The organism is Pseudomonas pergaminensis (assembly GCF_024112395.2).
Lineage (GTDB): Bacteria > Pseudomonadota > Gammaproteobacteria > Pseudomonadales > Pseudomonadaceae > Aquipseudomonas > Aquipseudomonas pergaminensis.
Window position 1 is genome coordinate 4463437 of record NZ_CP078013.2, and the last position, 23018, is coordinate 4486454.

24 protein-coding genes and 1 tRNA gene are annotated in these 23018 nt (G+C 60.5%); 6 read left to right on the forward strand and 19 right to left on the reverse strand.

All coding sequences use genetic code 11. The annotated features are described in order from the left end of the window. The first annotated feature begins 1 nt into the window (after position 1). Together KUA23_RS20075 and KUA23_RS20080 are read left to right on the forward strand one after the other, a co-directional pair. Entirely contained in the window at positions 2 to 1333 is a 1332-nt protein-coding gene (locus KUA23_RS20075; protein WP_252992727.1) for an LLM class flavin-dependent oxidoreductase, read from the forward strand. Further along, positions 1330 to 2250 carry a sulfonate ABC transporter substrate-binding protein gene (locus tag KUA23_RS20080; RefSeq protein ID WP_100490203.1) on the forward strand — a complete coding sequence of 307 codons (921 nt, stop codon included), beginning with the start codon at positions 1330 to 1332 and terminating at the stop codon, positions 2248 to 2250. Before KUA23_RS20075 ends, KUA23_RS20080 begins: the two co-directional genes overlap by 4 nt. Positions 2251 to 3234: 984 nt before the next feature. Here the strand turns inward: KUA23_RS20080 and fecE are convergent. The 5 genes from fecE to KUA23_RS20105 form a co-directional block, all read right to left on the reverse strand. After that, positions 3235 to 4020, reverse strand: a complete 786-nt coding sequence (gene fecE / locus KUA23_RS20085; protein ID WP_252992728.1) for a Fe(3+) dicitrate ABC transporter ATP-binding protein FecE — start codon at positions 4018 to 4020, stop codon at positions 3235 to 3237. Between the two features lie 4 nt (positions 4021 to 4024). Further along, positions 4025 to 4993 (reverse strand): iron chelate uptake ABC transporter family permease subunit, encoded by a 969-nt coding sequence (locus KUA23_RS20090; RefSeq protein WP_252992729.1) that lies wholly within the window; start codon positions 4991 to 4993, stop codon positions 4025 to 4027. Continuing rightward, entirely contained in the window at positions 4990 to 5979 is a 990-nt protein-coding gene (gene fecC, locus KUA23_RS20095) for an iron-dicitrate ABC transporter permease FecC (RefSeq protein ID WP_078049385.1), read from the reverse strand. Before fecC ends, KUA23_RS20090 begins: the two co-directional genes overlap by 4 nt. A 2-nt stretch (positions 5980 to 5981) precedes the next feature. Continuing rightward, positions 5982 to 6896, reverse strand: a complete 915-nt coding sequence (locus tag KUA23_RS20100) for a Fe(3+) dicitrate ABC transporter substrate-binding protein (protein ID WP_371857076.1) — start codon at positions 6894 to 6896, stop codon at positions 5982 to 5984. Positions 6897 to 7180: 284 nt separating this feature from the next. After that, positions 7181 to 9586 (reverse strand): TonB-dependent receptor, encoded by a 2406-nt coding sequence (locus KUA23_RS20105; protein WP_252992730.1) that lies wholly within the window; start codon positions 9584 to 9586, stop codon positions 7181 to 7183. Between the two features lie 218 nt (positions 9587 to 9804). Here KUA23_RS20105 and KUA23_RS20110 point away from each other — a divergent pair, with 218 nt between their 5' ends. Beyond that, positions 9805 to 10656: a lipopolysaccharide biosynthesis protein gene (locus KUA23_RS20110; protein ID WP_252992731.1), complete on the forward strand. Its 852-nt coding sequence runs from the start codon at positions 9805 to 9807 to the stop codon at positions 10654 to 10656. A 66-nt stretch (positions 10657 to 10722) separates the two neighbouring features. Here the strand turns inward: KUA23_RS20110 and KUA23_RS20115 are convergent. The 9 genes from KUA23_RS20115 to thrS all read right to left on the reverse strand — a co-directional run bounded on the left by KUA23_RS20115 (position 10723) and on the right by thrS (position 18178). Next, a tRNA-Pro gene (locus KUA23_RS20115) sits at positions 10723 to 10799 on the reverse strand. A 90-nt stretch (positions 10800 to 10889) separates the two neighbouring features. Further along, the gene (locus tag KUA23_RS20120) at positions 10890 to 11246 is read right to left on the reverse strand and encodes a MerR family transcriptional regulator (protein ID WP_003174972.1); all 357 of its coding nucleotides are present in this window, start codon (positions 11244 to 11246) and stop codon (positions 10890 to 10892) included. Continuing rightward, complete coding sequence (gene ihfA, locus KUA23_RS20125) at positions 11227 to 11529, reverse strand: integration host factor subunit alpha (protein WP_002553164.1); 303 nt, start codon at positions 11527 to 11529, stop codon at positions 11227 to 11229. The genes KUA23_RS20120 and ihfA overlap by 20 nt, the downstream gene beginning before the upstream one ends. Before the next feature lie 3 nt (positions 11530 to 11532). Beyond that, the gene (pheT, locus tag KUA23_RS20130; RefSeq protein WP_099492567.1) at positions 11533 to 13911 is read right to left on the reverse strand and encodes a phenylalanine--tRNA ligase subunit beta; all 2379 of its coding nucleotides are present in this window, start codon (positions 13909 to 13911) and stop codon (positions 11533 to 11535) included. A 26-nt stretch (positions 13912 to 13937) separates the two neighbouring features. Then, the gene (pheS, locus tag KUA23_RS20135; protein ID WP_003192486.1) at positions 13938 to 14954 is read right to left on the reverse strand and encodes a phenylalanine--tRNA ligase subunit alpha; all 1017 of its coding nucleotides are present in this window, start codon (positions 14952 to 14954) and stop codon (positions 13938 to 13940) included. A gap of 108 nt (positions 14955 to 15062) precedes the next feature. Beyond that, on the reverse strand, positions 15063 to 15419 hold the full coding sequence (gene rplT, locus KUA23_RS20140) for a 50S ribosomal protein L20 (RefSeq protein ID WP_002553161.1): 357 nt from the start codon (positions 15417 to 15419) through the stop codon (positions 15063 to 15065). Between the two features lie 30 nt (positions 15420 to 15449). Next, positions 15450 to 15644: a 50S ribosomal protein L35 gene (rpmI, locus tag KUA23_RS20145; protein WP_002553160.1), complete on the reverse strand. Its 195-nt coding sequence runs from the start codon at positions 15642 to 15644 to the stop codon at positions 15450 to 15452. Positions 15645 to 15704: 60 nt separating this feature from the next. Further along, the gene (infC, locus tag KUA23_RS20150) at positions 15705 to 16256 is read right to left on the reverse strand and encodes a translation initiation factor IF-3 (protein WP_169850653.1); all 552 of its coding nucleotides are present in this window, start codon (positions 16254 to 16256) and stop codon (positions 15705 to 15707) included. Then, a complete protein-coding gene (thrS, locus tag KUA23_RS20155) occupies positions 16256 to 18178 on the reverse strand; it encodes a threonine--tRNA ligase (RefSeq protein ID WP_025857830.1) in 1923 nt (640 codons plus the stop codon). Before thrS ends, infC begins: the two co-directional genes overlap by 1 nt. Positions 18179 to 18545: 367 nt before the next feature. Between thrS and KUA23_RS20160 the strand changes: the two genes are divergently transcribed. Together KUA23_RS20160 and KUA23_RS20165 are read left to right on the forward strand one after the other, a co-directional pair. Then, positions 18546 to 18860, forward strand: coding sequence for a hypothetical protein (locus tag KUA23_RS20160; RefSeq protein ID WP_016978147.1), 315 nt, complete (start codon positions 18546 to 18548; stop codon positions 18858 to 18860). 289 nt (positions 18861 to 19149) lie between these two features. After that, positions 19150 to 19362, forward strand: a complete 213-nt coding sequence (locus tag KUA23_RS20165; RefSeq protein WP_003234260.1) for a cold-shock protein — start codon at positions 19150 to 19152, stop codon at positions 19360 to 19362. A 73-nt stretch (positions 19363 to 19435) separates the two neighbouring features. On the opposite strand, the gene KUA23_RS20170 is transcribed toward KUA23_RS20165, so the two are convergent. Further along, a complete protein-coding gene (locus KUA23_RS20170; RefSeq protein ID WP_025857833.1) occupies positions 19436 to 19756 on the reverse strand; it encodes an I78 family peptidase inhibitor in 321 nt (106 codons plus the stop codon). 144 nt (positions 19757 to 19900) lie between these two features. Continuing rightward, positions 19901 to 20209 (reverse strand): hypothetical protein, encoded by a 309-nt coding sequence (locus KUA23_RS20175; protein WP_071492213.1) that lies wholly within the window; start codon positions 20207 to 20209, stop codon positions 19901 to 19903. A gap of 171 nt (positions 20210 to 20380) precedes the next feature. On the opposite strand from KUA23_RS20175, the gene KUA23_RS20180 reads away from it, so the two are divergent. After that, a complete protein-coding gene (locus tag KUA23_RS20180) occupies positions 20381 to 20593 on the forward strand; it encodes a hypothetical protein (RefSeq protein WP_010209115.1) in 213 nt (70 codons plus the stop codon). A gap of 33 nt (positions 20594 to 20626) precedes the next feature. On the opposite strand, the gene KUA23_RS20185 is transcribed toward KUA23_RS20180, so the two are convergent. From KUA23_RS20185 to rbsK, 3 genes are read right to left on the reverse strand one after another with little or no spacing between them, the layout of a single operon-like run. Next, positions 20627 to 21655 (reverse strand): nucleoside hydrolase, encoded by a 1029-nt coding sequence (locus KUA23_RS20185; protein WP_252992732.1) that lies wholly within the window; start codon positions 21653 to 21655, stop codon positions 20627 to 20629. A gap of 25 nt (positions 21656 to 21680) precedes the next feature. Beyond that, a complete protein-coding gene (gene rbsD / locus KUA23_RS20190) occupies positions 21681 to 22085 on the reverse strand; it encodes a D-ribose pyranase (RefSeq protein WP_078049393.1) in 405 nt (134 codons plus the stop codon). After that, positions 22082 to 22999, reverse strand: coding sequence for a ribokinase (gene rbsK, locus KUA23_RS20195; RefSeq protein ID WP_214497873.1), 918 nt, complete (start codon positions 22997 to 22999; stop codon positions 22082 to 22084). Before rbsK ends, rbsD begins: the two co-directional genes overlap by 4 nt. Positions 23000 to 23018 lie beyond the last annotated feature (19 nt).

Here is a 23018-nt window from a genome sequence, read left to right on the forward strand (position 1 = left end):
CATGAGCCGTCAATTGAAGCTCGGCGCCTTTCTGATGGCCACCGGGCACCACGTCGCCGCCTGGCGCCACCCGGACGTGCCGGCACATGCCGGGCTGGACTTCGCCCAATACAAACACCTGGCACGCATAGCCGAAGCAGCGAAGTTCGATGCGCTGTTCGTGGCCGACAGCATCGCCGCGCCTACGGGTGAGATCGCCCGTCACATGGCGCGCTCGGATCATTTCGAACCGCTGACCCTGCTGTCGGCGCTCAGCGCCGTGACCGAGCACATCGGCCTGATCGCCACGGCGACCACCACCTACAACGAGCCCTACCACGTGGCGCGCAAATTCGCCTCGCTGGATCACCTGTCTGGAGGCCGCGCGGGCTGGAATCTGGTGACCTCGGATGCCGCAGCCGAAGCGCAGAACTTTGGCCGTGATGAACACCTCGGCCACGCCGAGCGCTACAGCCGAGCCAGGGAGTTTCATCAGGTGGTGACGGGGTTGTGGGACAGTTGGGAGGACGATGCCTTCGTGCGTGACAAGGCCAGCGGCAATTACTACGACCCGGCAAAGCTGCACGCGCTGGAGCATGTCGGCGAGCATTTTCGCGTCAAAGGCCCGCTGAACGTGGCGCGCTCGCCCCAGGGCCACCCGGTGATCGTGCAGGCCGGCTCCTCGGAAACCGGCCGTGAACTGGCGGCGCAAACCGCCGAGGTGGTGTTTACCGCGCAGACATCGCTGGAAAATGCCCAGGGGTTTTATGCCGACCTCAAGGCGCGCCTGGGGCGGCATGGACGTGAGCCGGATTCGCTGAAAATCATGCCGGGGGTGTTTGTGGTGGTGGGCCAGACCGAAGCCGAGGCCCAGGCGAAATTCGACGAGTTCCAGGACCTGGTCGAGCCGGAAGTCGGCGTGGCCTTGCTGGGGCGCATGCTGGGCAACTTCGACTTGTCTGGTTACCCGTTGGACGGGCCGCTGCCGGCGTTGCCGTTGACTGACAGCGGGCAACGCAGCCGCCAGCAATTGCTCAGTGACCTGGCCCACCGCGAGCAACTGACACTCGCCCAACTGGGCCGGCGGATTGCCGGTGGACGCGGGCATTACAGCCTGATCGGCACGCCCGCACAGATTGCCGATGAGCTGCAGCGCTGGTTCGAAGGTGGCGCCGCCGATGGTTTCAACATTTTAGTGCCGCACCTGCCGGGCGGGCTGGAGGATTTCGCCCGATGGGTGGTGCCCGAGCTGCAGCGGCGCGGCCTATTCCGAACCGAATACACCGGCTCGACCTTGCGTGAGAACCTCGGTTTGGCGCGCCCCGACCATCGCTTCAAAAAGGAGGAGGCATGAAGATTCCGGCACTGTTACTGACCCTGCTGGCCGTCACCCACACCGCTCTGGCGGCCGACCCCGCTACGCTGCGCATCGGCTACCAGAAAGGCTCCATCGCCCTGGTGCTCGCCAAGGAGCATGGCCTGCTGGAAAAGCGCTTCCCACAGACCGCCGTGAAGTGGATCGAATTCCCCGCCGGCCCGCAGATGCTGGAAGCGCTCAACGTGGGCGCACTGGATGTGGGCTCCACCGGCGACATCCCGCCCCTGTTCGCCCAGGCTGCCGGGGCCGACCTGCTCTACATCGGCGCCGAACCGCCCAAGCCCAGCGCAGAAACCATCCTGGTGCGCAACGACAGCCCGCTGCACTCAGTCGCGGATTTGAAGGGCAAGAAGGTTGCGTTCCAGAAGGGCTCCAGTTCCCATAACCTGATCCTGCGCGCCCTGAACAAAGCCGGGCTGAGCTACAAGGATATCCAACCGGTGTACCTGCCGCCCGCAGACGCACGCGCAGCATTCGAGCAAGGCAGCGTGGACGCCTGGGCCATCTGGGAGCCTTACTCGTCCCTGGCCCTGAGCCAAAGCCCCAGCCATGTGCTGGCCAATGGCGAAGGCCTCGGTTTATCAGGACCGGTGTATACCGCCCGGCGTGAGTACGCGAAGACTAACGGAGCATTTGTGCACGACGTGCTCGATGAACTCAGCGCGGCCGAAGCCCTCACCCGCAGCCAGCGTGAGGACAGCCTCAAGGTGCTGACCGAATTCATGGGCCTGCCCGCCGAGGTAATCGCACGCTACATGGACAACCGCCCGCCTTCACCGATCCTGCCGATTGATGAAAAAGTCATCCAGGCACAGCAGGCGACGGCGGACCTGTTCTACCAAAACCGGTTGCTACCCAAGGCTATCGACGTGAAGCAAGCTGCTGCTCTGTAAGAGCCGGCGATGGCAGCGAGTAAACCCACCCTAACCACGATGCGAAGCGAGCCGCTCTTGATCTAGGTTTTGATCTTGATCCTAGGCGCCCCGTCAAACACGCTGGCCGGAATTCGACAGGGATTTGGGGGGTAAACCGGCAGGGATGCCGGTTTAGCCGCCCCGCGCCATGGATGGCGCGTGGCGGCGGCCCCCCAAATACCTGTCGGATTACGGGCACACCGAGCCTAGGCGAGGTGCCGAGTGTTGGGGCAAGAGCGTTTTGCTTACTTTTGCGCTTTTCAAAAGTGAGCCGCCGTAAGGGCGGAACCCATAGCAGCCTTTACCTAAATAACGGATATGTACCTGGTCTGATCCAACATTCTGGTCGGCTGTCAGGCCGCCTTCGCGAGCAAGCCCGCTCCCACATTTGGGTCGCGGGGCAACAGTTTTAGAGTGGTTGGCTGTCAGGCCGCTTTCGCAGGCAAGCCAGCTCCCACATTTGGATCGTGGGGTGGCAGTTAGAGAGCGGTCGGCAGTTAGGCCGCCTTCGCAGGCAAGCCAGCTCCCACATTTGGATCGTGGGGTGGCAGTTAGAGAGCGGTCGGCTGTCAGGCCGCCTTCGCAGGCAAGCCAACTCCCACATTTGGATCGTGGGGTGGCAGTTAGAGAGCGGTCGGCTGTCGGGCCGCTTTCGCAGGCAAGCCAGCTCCCACATTTGGATCGTGGGGTGGCAGTTAGAGAGCGGTCGGCTGTCAGGCCGCTTTCGCAGGCAAGCCAGCTCCCACATTTGGATCGTGGGGTGGCAGTTAGAGAGCGGTTGGCTGTCAGGCCGCTTTCGCAGGCAAGCCAGCTCCCACATTTGGATCTTGGGGTAGCAGTTAGAGAGTGGTCGGCTGTCAGGCCGCTTTCGCAGGCAAGCCAGCTCCCACATTTGGATCGAGGGGCAGCAGTTCGGCCGCCATCGCTGGCAAGCCAGCTCCTACACTTTCAACCAAGCCAGGCTTAAAGCCGTGTGCTTTTTTCGATCAAACACATCGGCGTACCTGCCACCGGCTCACTCATCACCCGCACCTGCACCTCAAACACCTGCCGCATCAACCCGACACTGATCACCTCCCCCGGCGCCCCATCGGCCACCAACTGGCCGCCGTGCATCACCGCCAAGTGATCGGCGTAGCGACAGGCCTGGTTGATATCGTGGAGCACGGTGATCACCGTCTTGCCTTCAGCCGCCAGCTCAGCCATCAGGTCGAGCAATTCGACCTGATGGCTGATGTCGAGATAAGTGGTAGGTTCGTCGAGCAGCACCACCGGCGCGTTCTGCGCCAACACCATGGCCAGCCAGGCCCGTTGACGCTGGCCGCCGGACAGGTCCGCCAGGGCGCGGTCGGCCAGAGTGTCCAGTTCCAAACGTTGCATGGCCTGGGTGACATGGGATTGATCGTTGCCGCTCAGGCGTCCCCATAGCGAGTTGTGCGGGCTGCGGCCATAGGCAACCAACTGGCGCACGCTGACGCCTTCCGGCACCGGCAACACCTGGGGCAAGAACGCGATCTGACGCGCCAATTGGCGGGCGGACAGGCTCGCGTAGGCCTGGCCATCCAGGGTCAATTCACCCTGGGTCGGCTTGAGAATGCGGGCGAAGGCCTTGAGCAAGGTGGATTTGCCGCAGCCATTGGGACCGATCAGGGCGGTGACCTTTCCGGCGGGGGGTGCAAAGGACAACCCCTGTACGATACGCGTGGTGCCGTAGCCGATATCCAGCTCGCGTGCTTGAAGAATACTCATGTCATCAGCCCTTGAACCGTGCCAGCAACCAAAGAAAATACGGCGCACCGATCACTGCGGTGAGCACCCCGGCGGGGATTTCACTGGGCGCGATCAACGTACGCCCCAGCGTATCGGCCAGCACCAACAACAGCGCGCCAATCAGCATCGCGGCCGGCAGCAGGCACTGGTGATGCCCACCGACCAACCGGCGCGCCATGTGCGGCGCCACCAGGCCGATAAAACCAATCGGCCCGATCACGCCCACGCCCAGGCTGGTCAACACCACCGCGCACGCCATTGCCAGCCAGCGCGTGCGGCCCAGGACCGTGCCGAGACTGTGGGCGGCTTCATCGCCGAGGGCGATCAGGTTCAGCGGCTTGGCCAGGCACAGGCCCAGGGGGATCAGCACCAGGAACGGCAGCACCAGCGCCACATGGTGCCAGTTGCGGCTCCACAGGCTGCCGGTCAGCGCGAGCAAGGCGGTGTTGATATCCAGCGGGTGGGACAGGATCAGGAATTCGGTGACACTGGACAGGGTCACCGCAATCGCCACGCCGGACAGCGCAAAGCGCACCCCGGAAAAACTCACCCCGGTGTTGTACAGCGCCAGCAGCAACGCGCCACCGGCACCGCCCAGGCAGGCCACCAGCGGCAGCCAGGCAATCGGCAAATGCGGCCAGCCGATGATCGCGACGGTCAGTGCCAACCCGGCGCCCTGGGTCACACCGAGTATCTCCGGCGAGGCCAACGGGTTGCGGATCACGCCCTGCACAATCGCGCCGGCAAGGCCGAAGGCGCAACCGGCCAGGATCGCGATCAGGCTACGTGGCAGGCGGTGGTTCCACACTTCGAAATCGAGGGCGTCGTGGGCCAGCAGGCGCTCCAAAACAGTATGCGGCGTGAGCCACAAGGTACCGGCGCTGAGGCTGACCAGGGTGGCCAGCAGCAACAGGCCGAGCAGCAGCCAGAGGCGCAGTCGTGGGCGGATCATAGGGCGCGCCTGGCAAGAAAGAGGAAGAACGGTGCGCCGATCAGGGCAGTGACCACGCCGGCCGGGGTCTCCACCGGAAACGCCACGGCGCGGCTGAGCAGGTCGGCGCCCAGTACGATCACAGCGCCCAATGCCGCGCTCAGCGGGATCAGCCAGCGGTAGTCATTGCCGAGGAACTGGCGAAGGATATTCGGTGCGATCAGCCCGACAAACCCGATCGGCCCCACCGCACACACGCTCGCCCCCACCAGCAGCAAGCTGGCGATAAACACCTGCAGGCGCAGGCTGGCGATGCCCACGCCCAGCGAGCGGGCGGCGTCCTCACCGAGGTTGATCAGGTTCAGCCGCGGTGCACACCAAAGGGCCCACAGCCCGCCGATCAAGGTACATGGCCACAGCAATTGCACTTGCGCGGCGCCGACATTCGCCAGGGAACCGGCCAGCCAGTTGAGCACGCTTTGCGCCTGGGCCTCGACCAGGATCACCGTGAGCCGGGTCAAGGCCGCGCACAATGCCGCCACGGCCACGCCGGCCAATACCAGGCGGCCTTGGGCGGTGGTCGGCGACCACGCGCCGCCGAGGCTGAATACTGTGACCCAGGCCAGCGCGCCACCCAGGCAGGTCATCAACAACGCACCGCCCGCGAAGGGTGGCGCGACCAACCCAGTGGAAAACAACGCCAACCCCAGCGCCGCCCCCGCCGTCACACCAAACAAGGAGGGTGAAGCCAGCCGGTTGCGGGTAATGCCCTGCATCAACGCGCCGGCCAGGCCCAGGCACGCACCGACCAACGCCGCGCACACGGCACGCGGCACCCGCAACTGAGCGACGATATACGCCATGTTGCCGCCCACGCTGCCCTGATGCACCAGGCCATTCCATGCGTCCGTCGCGGTAAGCGTGAACGGCGACCAGCTGTACAGCGAACACCAGAACAACCCAGCGCCCAACAGCAGGATGCCAATGGCAGCGAAACTGCGTTGCACGGTTATTGGCTCAATACGGCTTTGCCGCCCTTGAGAATCGCCAGCGCGTCTTCGGCGATCTGCTCCGACGCCAGCACGCCACGGTTGCGCGCCCAACTGTCGCCGTCCACTTCGGCTACGTGCTTATTGCGCACCGCACCGAGTACTTGCCACAGCGGCTGCTTGCTCCAGCTGTCGACAATGCTGGGGCGACGGTAGTGCCCGACCAGCAACCAGCCAGGGTCGAGGGCCAGCAGTTGCTCCAGGCTGACGAACTCGGTGGGCGCGGCGTTGGCGCGCACCGATGGAACCTTCAGGCCGATGGCTTCAAGCACGCTGCCGGCATAGGAGTCCGGACCGTGCACGGAGAAGCTGTCCTCACGCGCCACCCCGAACAACACACTGGCGCCGGCGGGTATCTGTTGCGCAATGGCCTTGAGGTTTTCACGGTTCTGCTGGATGCGTGCTTGCATCTGCGCGCTCTTGCCAAGGGCTTTGCCGATCAGCTCGGCGGATTTCAGGCTGCCCTGGTAATCCTCGCCACGCGAGGGCAGCAACAGCGTCGGCGCGATACTCGCCAGGTCGCTGTACAAGGCCTGGTGGCGGTTGAGGTCGGCCACGATCAGGTCCGGCTTGAGCCGGGCGATTTCCTCGATGCTCGGCTGCGAGCGCAGGCCCACGGACGTCCACTGACCGATGGCCTGGCGCACACGGGGCAGTACACGGTTGGCATCGCCATCATCGGCAGCGCCGACCGGCGTTACGTCAACGGCGGCCAGGCTGTCGAGGAAGGAAAACTCCAGCACCACCACACGCTTGGGCGCATCCGGCAGATGCACCGCGTGCTGGCCGTCGTTGAGGTCGATGGGGGCGGCGCTCAGCAGGCTTGAAGACAACGCCAACACGCAGGCGGCAAGGGTGGGGATGGAGCGCAGCATTCGCATGAAAAGGACCTCGGCGTTAAAACACCCCAGCTAGACAGGCTGGGGAAAACGGCGGGTACTATTCCATATCGAGGCGGCGTGATCAAAAAACATTCTCATTTATACCCCGCTCGACGATGTGGATGCAGGCTTGCCCCGCGCTCGGCTGCGCAGCAGCCCCAACAAGAACACCGCATCGTCTCAGGTGGAACGCGGTGCCAGGTTTTCGGGCGGCTTCGTCACCCGGCGCGGGGCAAGCCCACTCACTACAGAAGCAGGCCCACACCGAAAGCCCAGTGTTAGAAGTCGACAGTGGCCGACAGCAGGTAGGTGCGCGGCGTCGACAAGGTCAGCCCCGGCTCACTGTCATCCGACGCGCCGGCCGAGCTCCAATAGCGTTTATCCGCGACGTTTTCCACATTCGCGCGCAGGGTGATGTGTTTATCGTCCACCTTGAACGCATAGCGCGCACCAACGTCGAGGCGGTTCCAGGCGTCGATTTCCTTGACGTTGGACTGGTCCAGGTACTGCGAACTGGAATACAGGCCACGGCTGGTCAACGTCAGGCCTTCGAGGCCCGGCACGTCCCATTCCGCGCCGAGGTTGACGTTGTACTTGGGCGTTGCCGGGGCGCGGTTGCCATCGAAGGTACCGTTGGTGGTGTTGGTCAGTTCACTGTCGATGTACATCACCCCGCCCAGCAGTCTGAAACCTTTGAGCGGCTCGCCGAACACACTCAGCTCCGCACCGGTGTTTTCACGCTTGCCGTTGGGACCAAAGAGCCGCGTGGTGGCGTTGGTTTCATAGGCCGGCTGCTTGATGCGGAACACGGCGGCGGTCACAGCGAATGCGCCGGCGTCGTACTTGGCGCCCACTTCCACCTGGCGACTGATGAACGGCGGGAAGATTTCGTCTTCGTTTCTTGAGGTAGAGGGCGCGATCTTGCCCTGGCTCAGGCCTTCCATGTAGTTGGCGTACAGCGACAGCTTGTCGGTGGCCTTGAACAGAATGCCACCCGACGGCGAGACCTTTTCTTCATCGTAGGCGGTGCTGCCTTTGATGCCGTCGCTCCAGTCATCCACCTTCACGCGCTGCCAGCGCGCACCGAGGGTGAGCAGCAGGCGGTCGTCCAAAAAGCCCAGGGTGTCGGACAAGGCCACGCCGCTGAACTTGTTTTCGGTGTAGACCTTGGCGTCCTGGCGGGTAGCGGTGGACGGCGTCGGCGTTTGCACCGGGTTATAGAGATTGCTCGGCGCCGCCCCATAGCGTGCGCCACCGTTGGTGAAGTCCATATCGAAGTAGCTGGCGGCGAGGTTGACCTCATGGCTCACCGGCCCGGTATGGAACCAGTTGCGCACACCGGCCGTGTAGGTGCGCACGTTTTCATCACGGGTAAAATCCCGTGGCTGCACGCTGAAGTCACCCGCCGCGTTGGTCACGGACACCGCGTGACGCAGGAAATCATGGTTGCTTTTACGCGCGCCCACACCGCCGTAGAGCATCACGTTATCGCTGAGATCGTACTCACCGTTGAACGTCCCGAACGTGTCATTGGTGCTGGCCTTGCTCCAGGACTGCGCGTAATTGCGACGCACGTCGTTGGCACTCGGCACCGGGGCCGCCGCCGCGACTTGCACACGCTCCTGCGGGGCATCGGTGTCGCGCTCGGTGTGGCCGATATCGGTGGAAAGACGCAGACGCTCGCCGCGAAAATCCAGGCCCAGCACGGCCATTTCGCGATCAACGCTCTGATGGTCCCACTCGGTATCGCCGGACTGCTTCACGCCGTTGAAACGAATGCCGAACTGGTTGTCCTCGCCAAAGCGTCGGCCGATGTCGACCGCGCCGCCCGCCTGGCTGTCGGAGGCCCAGTTGCCGGTAAACGAGTTGATGTCCTTGTCGGTGGCGCGCTTGGGCACCACGTTGATCCCACCGCCCACGCTGCCGCGCGGAGAGATGCCGTTGATCAACTGGCTCGGGCCTTTGAGGATGTCGACGCGGTCGGCCATTTCCATGTCGATGGTGTAGGTCGGCAGCACGCCGTACAGGCCGTTGTAGGCCACGTCACTGTTGAACAGGCTGAACCCGCGAATGGTGAACTGCTCGTAACGCCCGCCGGCCGGGTTGGTGGCCCGCACCGAAGGGTCGCTGGCGATCAAGTCGCCCAGGGTGCGCGCCTGTTGGTTCTTCACCGCATCGGCGGTGTAGGTGGTGATGCTGAACGGGGTCTCCATGAAGTCCCGCGTGCCCAGCATGCCCTGGGCCGTGCGGCGTGCAACCTGGCCGCCGGCATAGGTGTCGCCGTCATACAGGCCGGTGGTGCCGAGGATCGAGGTGGGCGCCAATTCCAGGCTGCTGCCCTCCGGCGCCGGTATCAGCCTGTAGCCCTGCTCACCCATTGGCTGCAATTGCAGGCCGGAGCCCTGCAGCAAGCGGGCAAAGCCCTCCTCTACCGCATATTCGCCAGACAACCCGCTGCTGGTTCGACCACTGACCAGCGCCGGGTCTACCGACAGGTTGACCCCCGACAGCCCGGCAAAACGCGTCAACGCCGCACTCAGGCTGCCGGCCGGTACCTGGTAGCTGCGGCGGGTGGCGGTATCTTCGCCGTAGCTGACAGTGGCGAATAACGGGCTGGCGCTGAGGCTCAGCATCAGGCTCAGTTTCAGCAACGGGCGCAAGCGCAAGGGTCGGACTGCGGGCATTGGAGGAAGCTCTCGATGATGTTCACTTACCTGGAATGACAGGCGAAGTGAAAAAAGGGGACAGCTGCCGCCGACATTTTTTTAAAAGCTTCAGTACGCAGACTCAGGATCCCAGCCAGCCGGCAGGTTCATGAACATTGCTTTAAGAAGGAACTCTGCGACGCCCCACAAGGTCGGGTGATGTACGCACTTTCCTTTTAACTGCACGGCTGGGTCGGATGAAACAGATATCCTTGATGGGCACCGAGCCTGCTGGTCATACCCGGCAGGCTTCGCAGGCACGCCGTTCAGGACCACGGGTTTCGAACAAAGGCGAACTGGACCTGCACGCGTTTGAGTCCTGCCGGAACACCGAATCCGGCGCAGTGTTTATCGTCGCCTCAGGCTTGTCCGCACAGTCGTTCCCCGTCGAGAAATTCGCGCACGTGCCAATGATCACGATGAACGGCGCTATCTCGATGTTCTTGGACACTGACGTTAAGCCGTATTTCTACGCCTGTACGGACAGAAGCTTTTCCGAGCAGCAACCGGCGTTATTCAAACACGCCATGGCTGTCAGCCAACGAGTCGCGCTCTGGGAGGATCACGCACGGTCTTCACAGGCTCGCCCGACCGGGCGGCTATACCCGTTAACCAAAGCCAAGAGACCCTCCTGGCTGGAGTCGGTGCTGGGCAAACACAGCGTCTTGGTCGTCAACCACCCCCTGCTGCCGAGTCGTGAAAGACCGCTGGGGTTTAGCAAAGACATGAGCGAGGGCTTCTTCGACGCCCGAACCGTGGCCTACCTGGCCCTACAGCTGGCGTATCACGTTGGATTCACTCAGGTCTTCCTGGTGGGCGTTGATCTGGACCAGAACGCCGGCAGGTTCTACGAAAACCGCGACAGCACAAACTCTCCCTGCGGCCTCGATCATCATTACTTCACACGCATATTGCCGTCGTTTGAGCTGATGTCCGCAAAGGTCATGGGCAACGACTTCATGGTCTACAACTTGTCTGACACCTCAAAAATCCCGGACAGTGTCGTCCCGCATGTCACCCTCGCGGACGTTGAGGCCATGCTCACTTAGGGTGGTGAACGCCAGAAACGAGAAAGGGGACCAACTACCTAGGTAATTGGTCCCCTTTCGGAATAATGGTCGGGACGGAGTGATTCGAACACTCGACCCCTAGCACCCCATGCTAGTGCGCTACCGGACTGCGCTACGCCCCGACTAGGCGTGTTACTGGGTTCGCTTCTTGACGAAGCGATCCGGAATATACCGCAAGCTTTTGAAATGTGGAAGTATTTTAAAAGCCGGAATTACTTTTTCAACACCACCAGCACATCTTCGAGTTCGGAGATCATCTGGCGGATCAGTTGCTTGTATTGGGTGGTGTCGTCTTTGGCTTCATCACCGGACATGCGCTGACGCGCGCCGCTGATGGTGAACCCCTGGTCGTACAGCAACGCGCGGATCTGTCGGATCATCAGCACATCCTGGCGCTGATAATACCGACGGTTCCCAGTGCGTTTGACGGGGTTGAGTTGAGGAAACTCCTGCTCCCAATAGCGCAGCACGTGCGGTTTTACCGCACAGAGCTCGCTGACTTCACCAATGGTGAAGTAGCGTTTGCCTGGGATGACGGGTAGCTCGTCGTTATGACTTGGTTCCAGCATAAGCCTCAACTCGGGCCTTCAACTTCTGCCCTGGACGAAAGGTGACCACACGGCGAGCCGTGATCGGGATTTCTTCTCCCGTTTTTGGATTGCGGCCAGGCCGCTGGCGTTTGTCCCGCAGGTCAAAATTGCCGAAGCCGGACAATTTGACCTGTTCGTTGTCTTCCAGAGCGTGTCTGATCTCTTCAAAAAACAGCTCGACCAATTCCTTGGCCTCGCGCTTGTTCAGACCCAACTCTTCGTACAGACGTTCCGCCATCTCAGCTTTCGTCAAAGCCCCCATACGTCACTTCCTTAACGTGGCGTTCAACCTTTGTTCGAGCGAGGTGAGGATATTTTGTGTCGTGGTATTCACCTCATCGTCATTAAGAGTGCGCGATGGATGCTGCCAGGTCAAGCCAACTGCAAGGCTTTTTCTATGCGGATCAATACCTTTACCCTGATAGACGTCAAATAGCCTGAGGTCTGTCAGCCATTCCCCTGCATTTTCACGGATTACATCCAGAACAGCAGTGGCGGCCACTTCGCGGTCGGCAATCAACGCCAGGTCACGACGCACTTCAGGGAAGCGTGACAACTCGCTGAATTTAGGCATTTTGCCCGAAGCGACTTCAGCCAGGACCAGTTCGAACACGAACACCGCACGGTCGAGACCGAGGGTTTTCGACAATTCAGGGTGAATGGCACCGACGAAGCCCACCAAACGGCCTTCGCGCTCGATGCGTGCCGTCTGACCCGGGTGCAACGCCGGGTGGCTGCCAGCGACGAAGGTGAAGGCGTCCAGCGCACCGGCAAAGCCCAGCACAGCTTCCACGTCAGCCTTGACGTCGAAGAAGTCCACGGCATCGCGGCCCTGCGCCCAGCCTTCCGGCAGGCGGCTGCCGCACACCACACCAGCCAGCATTGGCTCTTGCTTCAGGCCGTCGAGTTGGCCGACGAAACGCAGGCCGCTCTCGAACATGCGCACGCGGTCTTGTTGGCGGTTCAGGTTGTGGGAAAGCGCTTTCACCAGGCCAGGCCACAGTGACGAACGCATGGCCGCCATGTCGTTGGAGATCGGGTTGGCCAACAGCAGCGGTTCGACGCCTGGGTTGAACAGCTCGAACTGCTTGGGATCGATGAAGCTGTAGGTCACCGCTTCCTGGTAGCCACGGGCAACCAGCAGGCGACGCAGTTCAGGCAAGTGCGCACGCGCCTCAGCCTTGGGTTGCGGCGCCAGACGCGCTTGCGGGTAACGAACCGGCAGACGGTTGTAACCGTAGAGACGAGCCAGTTCTTCGATCAGGTCAACTTCCAGGCTGATATCGAAGCGGTGGCTTGGCACTTCAACGGTCCACTGCCCTTCCCCGCCAGCGGAAATACCCAGGCCGAGGGCGGACAACAGTTGTTCGATTTCAGCCGGCTCGATCACCAGGCCGAGCATCTGCTCGACACTTTTGGCGCGCAGGGTGATCGGCGCAACCGACGGCAGGTACTGCTCGTTGACGGTTTCGGTGATCGGACCCGCTTCGCCACCGGTGATTTCCAGCAGCAGGCCAGTGGCGCGCTCCATGGCTTCACGCGCCAGCTTCCAGTCCACGCCGCGCTCATAGCGGTGCGATGCGTCGGTGTGCAGGCCGTAGGAACGGGCTTTGCCGGCGATGGCGATCTGGTCGAAGAATGCACTTTCAAGGAACAGGTCACGGGTGGTCTCGGACACACCGCTGTGCTCGCCACCCATTACGCCGGCAATCGCCAGGGCGCGGGAGTGGTCGGCGATGACCAGGGTGTCGGCACGCAGGCTGACTTCCTGACCATCAAGCAACACCAGTTTCTCGCCTTCTTCGGCCATGCGTACGCGGATGCCGCCGTTGATTTCGGCAAGGTCGAACGCGTGCAGCGGCTGACCCAGTTCCAGCATCACGTAGTTGGTGATGTCGACGGCAGCGTCGATGCTGCGTACGTCGGCGCGGCGCAGGCGTTCAACCATCCACAGGGGGGTTGGCTTGGACAGGTCGACGTTGCGGATCACACGGCCCAGGTAACGCGGGCAGGCGTTTGGCGCCAGCACGTCAATCGGGCGTACTTCGTCGTGCACAGCCGGGACGGCGGCAACCACTGGACGGGTGACTGGGGCGTTGTACAGCGCGCCCACTTCACGCGCCAGGCCAGCCAGGGACAGGCAGTCGCCGCGGTTTGGGGTCAGGTCGACCTCGATGCTGGCGTCTTCCAGTTCAAGGTAAACGCGGATGTCCTGGCCCACTGGCGCGTCGGCCGGCAGCTCCATCAGGCCATCATTGCCCTCGCCGACCTGCAGCTCCGCCTGGGAGCACAGCATGCCGTTGGACTCAACGCCACGCAGCTTGGCCTTCTTGATTTTGAAGTCGCCCGGCAGCTCGGCACCGATCATGGCGAATGGGATCTTCAGGCCCGGGCGCACATTGGGCGCTCCGCACACGACCTGGAAGGTTTCCGTGCCATTGCTGACCTGGCAAACACGCAACTTGTCGGCATCGGGGTGCTGCTCGGTGCTCAGCACCTCGCCCACCACCACGCCACTGAATACACCGGCGGCCGGGGTAACGCTATCGACCTCAAGACCGGCCATCGACAGACGCGCAACCAGCGCGTCGCGATCTACCTGCGGGCTTACCCAGCCACGTAGCCATTGTTCACTGAATTTCATCCTGCTCTCCTAAAGATTCGTTACGACTAGCGAAATTGCGCGAGAAACCGCAAGTCGTTGTCGAAGAACAGACGCAAGTCGTTCACGCCGTAACGCAGCATGGCCAGACGCTCAACGCCCATGCCGAAGGCAAAGCCCGAGAACTCTTCCGGATCGATGCCGGACATGCGCAGCACGTTAGGGTGAACCATGCCGCAGCCCATCACTTCCAGCCAGCCGGTCTGTTTGCAGACGCGGCAGCCTTTACCGCTGCACATCACGCATTCCATGTCGACTTCAGCGGATGGCTCGGTGAACGGGAAGAACGATGGACGGAAACGCACCGCCAGTTCCTTCTCGAAGAACACCCGCAGGAATTCTTCGATGGTGCCCTTGAGGTCGGCGAAGTTGATGTCGCGATCAACCAGCAGGCCTTCGACCTGGTGGAACATCGGCGAGTGGGTAATATCGGAGTCGCTACGGTACACACGGCCTGGGCAGACGATGCGGATCGGCGGCTTGTTCGCTTCCATGGTGCGGACCTGTACCGGCGAGGTATGGGTGCGCAGCAGCATGTTCGCATTGAAATAGAAGGTGTCGTGCATCGACCGGGCCGGGTGATGGCCTGGGATGTTGAGCGCCTCGAAGTTGTGGTAGTCGTCTTCGACCTCAGGGCCTTCGGCGATGCCGTAGCCGATGTGGGTGAAGAACTGCTCGATACGTTCCAGAGTCCGGGTGATCGGATGCAGACCGCCCGAGGCCTGGCCACGGCCAGGCAAGGTGACGTCAATGGACTCGGCGGCGAGTTTGGCCGCAAGATCGGCCTCCTCGAGCGACGCCTTGCGCGCATTGAGCACCTCTGTAACACGCTCCTTGGCGACGTTGATCAGCGCACCGACTTGCGGACGCTCTTCAGCCGGCAAATTCCCCAGGGTCTTCATCACCTGAGTCAATTCACCTTTTTTGCCAAGGTAGTGAACCCGGATTTGCTCCAGGGCATTTACATCTTCAGCGCTTTGCACAGCCTCAAGGGCTTGAGCGACGAGCGCGTCCAGGTTTTCCATGTACAGACTCCAGATACAAAATAGGGGAAGAGCTTGAAGGCTCTTCCCCTATTTATGACGTTTAACACCTTGGGCTACAGCGTAACCCAGGGTGACTGTCGGGGGTACTTAAGCCAAGGTGGCTTTAGCTTTCTCGACAATCGCAGCAAACGCCGCTTTTTCGTTCACTGCCAGATCAGCCAGAACCTTACGGTCGATCTCGATGGACGCTTTTTTCAGGCCAGCGATGAAACGGCTGTAGGACAGACCGTTAACACGTGCACCAGCGTTGATACGAGCGATCCACAGAGCGCGGAACTGACGTTTTTTCTGACGACGGTCACGGTAGGCGTATTGGCCTGCCTTGATTACCGCTTGCTTGGCAACACGGAATACGCGTGAACGCGCGCCGTAGTAGCCTTTAGCAAGTTTCAGAATTTTTTTGTGACGTTTACGGGCAATGACGCCACGCTTTACACGAGCCATGAGTTACTTCCTCTATTCTTGATCCAAAAATTAACGAAGGCGCAGCATGCGCTCGACTTTTGCCACGTCAGACGGATGCAGCAAGCTGCTACCGCGCAGTTGACGCTTACGCTTGGTCGACATTTTGGTCAGGATGTGGCTCTTGAAAGCGTGCTTGTGCTTGATACCGTTAGCAGTTTTCAGAAACCGCTTAGCAGCACCACTTTTAGTCTTCATCTTTGGCATGTTCGGATACTCCGCATTCAGTTGATAAACATAATCAGAAGGCCTGCCGTGCCCTGTTGATTACTTCTTCTTTTTCGGGGCGATGACCATGATCAGCTGGCGTCCTTCCATCTTAGGATGCTGTTCGACGGAACCGTACTCGAGCAGGTCAGCTTCAACCCGCTTGAGGAGTTCCATCCCCAGCTCCTGGTGGGCCATCTCACGGCCGCGGAATCGCAAGGATACCTTGGCCCTGTCCCCATCACTCAGGAAACGTACCAGGTTGCGCAGTTTTACCTGGTAATCCCCTTCCTCCGTCCCTGGACGAAACTTGATTTCTTTTACTTGAATCTGCTTCTGGTTCTTCTTCGCCGCAGCAATCTGCTTCTTCTTTTCGAAGATCGACTTGCCGTAGTCCATCACCCGGCAAACAGGCGGGACTGCGTCGGCGGAGATTTCCACCAGGTCCAATTTGGACTCTTCAGCGATACGAAGCGCTTCATCAATCGAGACGATGCCAATCTGCTCGCCGTCAGCGCCAATTAACCGAACCTCGCGTGCCGAGATATTCTCGTTGATCGGGGCTTTCGGTGCAGCTCGTTTATCTTGTCTCATTTCACGCTTAATAATAATTACTCCGAATCTGGGCGACCACGCCGGGAAACCGCTTGCGCGAGGAACTCAGCGAACTGGGCGACGGGCATCGAGCCCAGGTCAGCACCTTCACGAGTACGCACAGCGACAGTCTGCATCTCGACTTCCCGATCTCCGATAACCAAAAGATAGGGAACCTTGAGCAAAGTATGCTCGCGGATTTTAAAGCCGATCTTTTCATTTCTCAAGTCGGACTTGGCACGAAATCCGCTTTCGTTGAGTGTTTTTTCAACTTCAGCGGCAAAATCTGCCTGTTTATCAGTGATATTCATGATCACTGCCTGGGTCGGAGCCAGCCACGCAGGGAATGCACCCTCGTAGTGCTCGATCAGGATCCCGACGAACCGTTCGAACGAGCCGAGGATCGCCCGGTGCAGCATAACCGGGTGTTTACGGCTGTTGTCTTCGGAGACGTATTCGGCTCCCAGACGGATCGGCAGGTTAAAATCGAGCTGCAGGGTACCACACTGCCAGACGCGGCCAAGGCAATCTTTCAACGAGAACTCGATCTTCGGACCGTAGAACGCGCCCTCACCCGGTTGCAGGTCGTACGCAAGCCCCGCACTGTCCAGCGCTGCAGCCAGTGCAGCTTCGGCGCGGTCCCACAGCTCGTCGGAGCCGACGCGTTTTTCCGGACGAGTGGACAGTTTCATTTCGACTTCGGTAAAGCCGAAATCGCGGTAAACATCCATGGTCAGCTTGATGAACGCGGCGGATTCAGCCTGCATCTGCTCTTCGGTGCAGAAGATGTGGGCGTCGTCCTGGGTGAAGCCACGCACGCGCATGATGCCGTGCAGCGCACCCGATGGTTCGTTACGGTGACAGGCACCGAACTCGGCCAGGCGCATTGGCAACTCGCGGTAGCTCTTCAGGCCTTGGTTGAACACCTGCACGTGGCATGGGCAGTTCATCGGCTTGATGGCGTAGTCGCGGTTTTCCGACTGGGTGGTGAACATGTTGTCGGCGTAGTTGGCCCAGTGCCCGGATTTCTCCCACAGGCTGCGGTCAACGACCTGAGGCGTCTTTATCTCCAGGTAGCCGTTTTCGCGCTGAACCTTGCGCATGTACTGCTCGAGCACTTGGTACAGGGTCCAGCCGTTCGGGTGCCAGAACACCATGCCCGGTGCTTCTTCCTGGAGATGGAACAGGTTCAGGCGCTTGCCGATCTTGCGGTGGTCGCGTTTTTCAGCTTCTTCGATACGCTGGATGTAGGCCGCCAGCTGCTTCTTGTCAGCCCACGCAGTGCCGTAGATTCGCTGCAGTTGCTCGTTTTTCGCATCGCCACGCCAGTAGGCACCGGACAGCTTGGTCAGCTTGAACGATTTGAGGAAGCGCGTGTTCGGCACGTGCGGGCCACGGCACATGTCGACGTATTCTTCGTGGTAGTACAGGCCCATGGCCTGCTCGTCCGGCATGTCTTCCACCAGGCGCAGCTTGTAGTCTTCGCCACGGGCGGTGAACACGTCGATCACTTCGGCGCGCGGCGTGACTTTCTTGATCACGTCGTAATCTTTTTCGATCAGCGCGTGCATGCGCTGCTCAATGGCAGCCAGGTCGTCCGGGGTAAAAGGACGCTCGTAGGCGATGTCGTAATAGAAGCCTTCTTCAATGACCGGGCCGATTACCATCTTCGCGGTGGGGTACAGCTGCTTGACCGCATGGCCAATCAGGTGCGCGCAAGAGTGGCGAATGATCTCCAGCCCCTCTTGATCCTTGGGCGTGATGATTTGCAGGCTGGCGTCGCTGGTGATCAGGTCGCTGGCGTCGACGAGCTTGCCGTCGACCTTGCCGGCCACGGTGGCCTTGGCCAGGCCTGCACCAATGGATGCGGCGACCTCGGCTACGGAAACCGAATGATCGAATGAACGTTGACTGCCGTCGGGAAGAGTAATAGTTGGCATGGCGCCTCCTCTCCTAGTGGTGACCCCTACCAAAGGTCACGTGGGTTGGGATGAGCCAGTACAAGATCCAACACCAGGCCGTTCAGTGATGAACGCCTGCCTTACAGCGGCAGGAGCCTTTCGGCCAACCGATAATCGAACCAGAGTGACTGGAGTGAGCTAAAAAGAACCTGGCAAGGCGGCAATTGGCACGCCTGGAGATAGCCAAGCGCAAGATGCTAGCACAGATGAACGGTCATCGCGGCGCTGCTATCTTGCGTAACGACAAAATCCGGCCTTTATAGCTGCAAAAGTGAACTTGAGCTGTACGCAATGCCTCAAACCCACTGAGAATCGCCGTTCGTCCTCGACCCAAAGGAGCATCCTCATGATGCGTTTTACCTCTACCCTCGCTCTCGCCGCTTCCCTGACCCTCCTTTCCCTCGGCGCCCAGGCAGCAGCCCCGTCGAACTGGCCAGCCGGTGCTCGCGACAGCTTCGTCAGCGATTGCAGCGCAGCTGCCAGCCAGAACGTAGACGTCAAAACTGCCAAAGCCCACTGCGAATGTGGCGCCGACAAGATCAACGCTGAATTGAGCACCGCCGAAATCAAAGAGCTCATGACCAACCAGAACGCCAGCCCGGAGCTTAAAAACAAAGCTGTCGCGGCTATTTCGTCCTGCAAAGTCGTGAAGAAAAAGTAAGATCTGCCACTGATCACACGGCTTTTTCACGGGTAAAACAGCCCGAAAACTGCCATTTCTCACAAATTACGCAGCTTTTACGGCTTTTTTTACCAGTTGATATTTCGAGCCAAAGCCCCGTAGATCGGGGCTTCCAGCCGAAAACGGTACTAAACGCAACGCTATTGATTAGCAAACAATGCCTTGGGGGGGCTCCCAAGCCGAACATTTCGACTATGATAGCCCGGTGTGCCCAGTTGGCCTGAGCAGCACAGCACTACTGAAAATATATGTTTCTTGGAGATACACCATGTCTAATCGCCAAACCGGCACCGTTAAATGGTTCAACGATGAAAAAGGCTTCGGCTTCATCACTCCTCAAGGTGGCGGTGACGACCTGTTCGTACACTTCAAAGCTATCGAAAGTGACGGTTTCAAAAGCCTGAAAGAAGGCCAGACCGTTTCCTTCGTGGCTGAGAAAGGCCAAAAGGGTATGCAAGCTGCACAGGTTCGCGGCGAGTAATTCTCCGCTGAGCTAAAAAAACCCCGTCCATGTGACGGGGTTTTTTATGGGCACTGCAAAAGCCTTGAATGACTTAGCCGCAGTTGACCCGCGTGATCACCAGGTTGTCATCGGTGTTCAGGTTCAGGCGGTCGGAGCGGTATTCCAGGGTAATCATGTCGTTGGGCTTGAGGATGCGTGCGTTCTGCGCACCGGCACGGGTGCGTGCCTGCTCCAGCAACTGGGGCGAAGCTTTCTGGCCGATCGTGAATTCGGCGGCCTTCGACTCACAGCGGCTATGACCGGCATCGGCCACGGCGGCGTCTTTGGCTGGCTCAGAGGCACCCGGGGTGCTGCAACCCGCCAACGCGAGTGCTGCCAACAAAGTACCGAATGATGCGAGCTTCCAAGGCATGAAGCCTCCTATGATAAAAAATGGACAGAGATCGTGCGACAGCGATTGGGCGGATTGGTTTCAAGACGTAAACCGCCGCTTGGCAAGTCTGCCTGACTCTCGGCAGGCATTCGCCCGGTCAATCGTGACCAGATATGAATGTATTCAGTAGATGTCGATGTAGTCGAACGCCGGCTTCGGCCAGTTTTCCTTCAGCGCATTGAAAATCTGCGTCACCCAGACTTCGTCGCTGGCGGCCACATTGCCTACGTACCCGGACCCCTTGGCCCAGGTCTCCAGGCGAAACAGCAGCCCGTCGATGTCCACGCCACCCACGACCCTCCCTGAGGAGATGTAGGCGATCCCGGCCTTGGTCACCCGCAGTTGGGCATGTTCGTCGTCACTGGCACTGGCGAGAAGCTGGCGCACATTCGCCAGCGTCAGGTTCTCGGGGTTGTTCAAGTCGATCTGCACGTGGTGTTCCCCGGCAATTAAACAGGCGGACAGTGTCGCACAGCGCCGCCGTCATTCCGAATCGCCTCATGCCTAAGTATCAGTGCCAAACCCGATACAAAATGGTTAACTGGGCTGGTAAGAACCGCGTTCCAGCGCATTGCCCAGTACTTCCAGCCCCGTGAGACAGTCATGACCACCGTAACGCTCCAAGCCGACATCAAAGCCAAGTGGCCCCAAGGACAGAGCTCCTACAGCCCTGGAAGCCCAGAGGAATTGGCGATCATTGGTATCGACCTGCTGGTCAAGGAGCTAGGTACACAAGCGGCACAAGCGTTCATCGGCCAGATATTCGAGAAATATCCGGCCGATCACATGGGCGCACACGACCCCGAGCGCGAATAAGAACCGGCCGGCGAACGCCGACCGGTCAACACGTTACTTCAGGCGCGCCAGGCGCTCGGTCAGCAGATCGAAGAAGCCTTGGGCATCACCGTTTTCTACCCAGAACGCATTCTTCGGTTGTTTCAGGCCATCGTACCAGTCGACGATCGTCTGGCCGAAGGTCGGGCCTTCACGGCTGTCCACCACCACGTTGACTTCACGGCCGCTGAACAGCGATGGCTTGAGCAGGTAAGCAACGACGGTAGCGTCATGCACAGGACCGCCTGGAATACCGTAGTGCTCCATGTCGCCCTTGACGTATTCATTGAGGATATCGCCAACAACCTTGCTTGCGTTGTTCTTGAGGTCGGCGATCTTTTTCAGGCGGGCTTCGCTGGTCAGTACCTTGTGGGTCACGTCCAGCGGCAGGTAGGTCAGCTTGACACCGCTCTTGAGCACAATCTCAGCCGCAACCGGGTCTGCGAACAGGTTGAACTCCGCCACCGGTGTGATATTGCCGCCATTGAAGTGCGCGCCGCCCATCACCACCACTTCCTTGATGCCCTGGGTGATTTCCGGTGCCTGGGTCAGCGCCAGCGCCAGGTTGGTCTGCGGACCGAGCATGGCGATAGTGATGCTGTGAGGCTTGGCGGTGGTGAGGGTCTTGATCAGGTAATCAACGGCATTACCTTCAGCCAAGCCCTTTTTCGGCTCATGCACGGTGACGCCGGAAATACCTTCCTTGCCATGGATATTATCGGCATAGATCGGCGTGCGCAGCAGTGGCGCCGGCGCCCCCGCGTACACCGGGATGTCCTCGCGCCCTGCCCACTCGCGGGCCAGGCGTGCATTGCGGGAAGTCTTGTCCAGGCGCACGTTGCCGGCGACGGTGGTCAGCGCACGAATGTTCAGTTCCTCCGGAGAGGCCATGGCAAACAGCAGCGCCACCACATCATCGGCGCCTGGGTCGGTGTCGATGATCAGGTCGATTTTTTCCGCCGCCTGGGCGCTTGCAGCAGTGAGTGCGGACAAAAGCAGAACACTCCGGAACAGGTTTTTCAGGGTGGGAAGACCATATTGCATAAAACACTCCTTGTCGTTGAGAACGCTAGAACGTTACGCCGGACACCAGCGCGATATTGCAGTAAGGCTGGCATTCGCCGGTGCGCACCACGGCGCGTGCCTTGTGGCTGAGCTGCTTGAACTCCTCATGACTGACCAGACGCCGCTCACCGAGGGCCGCCTGCTCTGTGAGCGTATTGAGCTCGGCCAGCGCCGGTGGTTGCTTGAGCAGGATCTCTTCTGCCAGCACATGGCGCTCCACCTGCATTTCGCTGAGTACGATACGCAAGGTGCTGATGAAGTCCGGGATACCCTGGGTCAACGCCAGGTCGATCAATTCGACGCCCGGCGGGACTGGCAGGCCAGCGTCGCCGATCACCAGGATGTCACCATGCCCAAGCGAGGCGATGACACGCGACAGGGCGATATTGAGCAGAGGTGTCTTTTTCATGAGGGCACAAAACCTTGTACGTCGTGCAGCGTTGGAATAGAGGGTTGCGCGCCGGCACGGGTGACCGACAGCGCCGCCGCGACCTGGCCAAAACGGATGGCCTCGGCCTCGCTTTTGCCATTGGCCAGTGCCGCCGCAAAGCCGCCGACGAAGGTGTCGCCCGCGGCCGTGGTGTCGACCGCCTTGACCTTTGGCGCCAGCAGGTGCTCAAAGACCTGGCCGTCAGTGAACAACGCGCCTTGAGCCCCCAGGGTGATGATGACTTTGCCGGCGCCCGCCTGGATCAGTTGGGTCGCCGCCGCCTTGGCGCTGTCAATGGAGTCGACCGTCACGCCACTCAGTGCGGTGGCCTCGCTTTCATTGGGGATCAGGTAGTCGATCGAGGCATACCACTCAGCCGGCAACGGTGCGCTGGCCGGTGCCGGGTTGAGGATCACCGTCTTGCCCAGCTCACGACCGCGCTTGAGGGCGTAGCCCACCGTATTCATCGGCACTTCCAACTGGCAAACGATCACGTCAGCCGCTTGCAGCACCGCGTCAAACGCCTGCAACGAGGCAGGCGTCAGTTCGCCATTACTGCCTGCCACAATCACAATCGCGTTCTGGCTGCTGTCATCGACCACGATCAGGGCCACGCCACTGGAACCGTCCACGGTACTGACGGCCTGGCAATCGATGCCCTCCACCGTCAACGCGTCACGCAATTGGGTGCCGTAGGCATCGGTACCGACACAGCCAATCATCGACACATCGGCACCCAGGCGTGCGGAGGCTACCGCCTGGTTCGCGCCCTTGCCGCCGGGCACGGTGGAGAACGTCTGCCCGATCAAGGTTTCACCGGCACGCGGCAACCGGCTCGCGCGAGTCACCAGGTCCATGTTCAAGCTGCCTACTACCACTACTTTTGCTGGCATACATCAGTACTCATCAATT

Bases quoted from the DNA above. Each gene is read 5' to 3' on its own strand.
- KUA23_RS20075 (WP_252992727.1), top strand. From the start codon at position 2: ATGAGCCGTCAATTGAAGCTCGGCGCCTTTCTGATGGCCACCGGGCAC.
- KUA23_RS20080 (WP_100490203.1), top strand. From the start codon at position 1,330: ATGAAGATTCCGGCACTGTTACTGACCCTGCTGGCCGTCACCCACACC.
- fecE (WP_252992728.1), bottom strand. From the start codon at position 4,020: ATGAGTATTCTTCAAGCACGCGAGCTGGATATCGGCTACGGCACCACG.
- KUA23_RS20090 (WP_252992729.1), bottom strand. From the start codon at position 4,993: ATGATCCGCCCACGACTGCGCCTCTGGCTGCTGCTCGGCCTGTTGCTG.
- KUA23_RS20100 (WP_371857076.1), bottom strand. From the start codon at position 6,896: ATGCTGCGCTCCATCCCCACCCTTGCCGCCTGCGTGTTGGCGTTGTCT.
- KUA23_RS20105 (WP_252992730.1), bottom strand. From the start codon at position 9,586: ATGCCCGCAGTCCGACCCTTGCGCTTGCGCCCGTTGCTGAAACTGAGC.
- KUA23_RS20110 (WP_252992731.1), top strand. From the start codon at position 9,805: ATGAAACAGATATCCTTGATGGGCACCGAGCCTGCTGGTCATACCCGG.
- KUA23_RS20120 (WP_003174972.1), bottom strand. From the start codon at position 11,246: ATGCTGGAACCAAGTCATAACGACGAGCTACCCGTCATCCCAGGCAAA.
- ihfA (WP_002553164.1), bottom strand. From the start codon at position 11,529: ATGGGGGCTTTGACGAAAGCTGAGATGGCGGAACGTCTGTACGAAGAG.
- pheT (WP_099492567.1), bottom strand. From the start codon at position 13,911: ATGAAATTCAGTGAACAATGGCTACGTGGCTGGGTAAGCCCGCAGGTA.
- pheS (WP_003192486.1), bottom strand. From the start codon at position 14,954: ATGGAAAACCTGGACGCGCTCGTCGCTCAAGCCCTTGAGGCTGTGCAA.
- rplT (WP_002553161.1), bottom strand. From the start codon at position 15,419: ATGGCTCGTGTAAAGCGTGGCGTCATTGCCCGTAAACGTCACAAAAAA.
- rpmI (WP_002553160.1), bottom strand. From the start codon at position 15,644: ATGCCAAAGATGAAGACTAAAAGTGGTGCTGCTAAGCGGTTTCTGAAA.
- thrS (WP_025857830.1), bottom strand. From the start codon at position 18,178: ATGCCAACTATTACTCTTCCCGACGGCAGTCAACGTTCATTCGATCAT.
- KUA23_RS20160 (WP_016978147.1), top strand. From the start codon at position 18,546: ATGATGCGTTTTACCTCTACCCTCGCTCTCGCCGCTTCCCTGACCCTC.
- KUA23_RS20165 (WP_003234260.1), top strand. From the start codon at position 19,150: ATGTCTAATCGCCAAACCGGCACCGTTAAATGGTTCAACGATGAAAAA.
- KUA23_RS20170 (WP_025857833.1), bottom strand. From the start codon at position 19,756: ATGCCTTGGAAGCTCGCATCATTCGGTACTTTGTTGGCAGCACTCGCG.
- KUA23_RS20180 (WP_010209115.1), top strand. From the start codon at position 20,381: ATGACCACCGTAACGCTCCAAGCCGACATCAAAGCCAAGTGGCCCCAA.
- KUA23_RS20185 (WP_252992732.1), bottom strand. From the start codon at position 21,655: ATGCAATATGGTCTTCCCACCCTGAAAAACCTGTTCCGGAGTGTTCTG.
- rbsD (WP_078049393.1), bottom strand. From the start codon at position 22,085: ATGAAAAAGACACCTCTGCTCAATATCGCCCTGTCGCGTGTCATCGCC.
- rbsK (WP_214497873.1), bottom strand. From the start codon at position 22,999: ATGCCAGCAAAAGTAGTGGTAGTAGGCAGCTTGAACATGGACCTGGTG.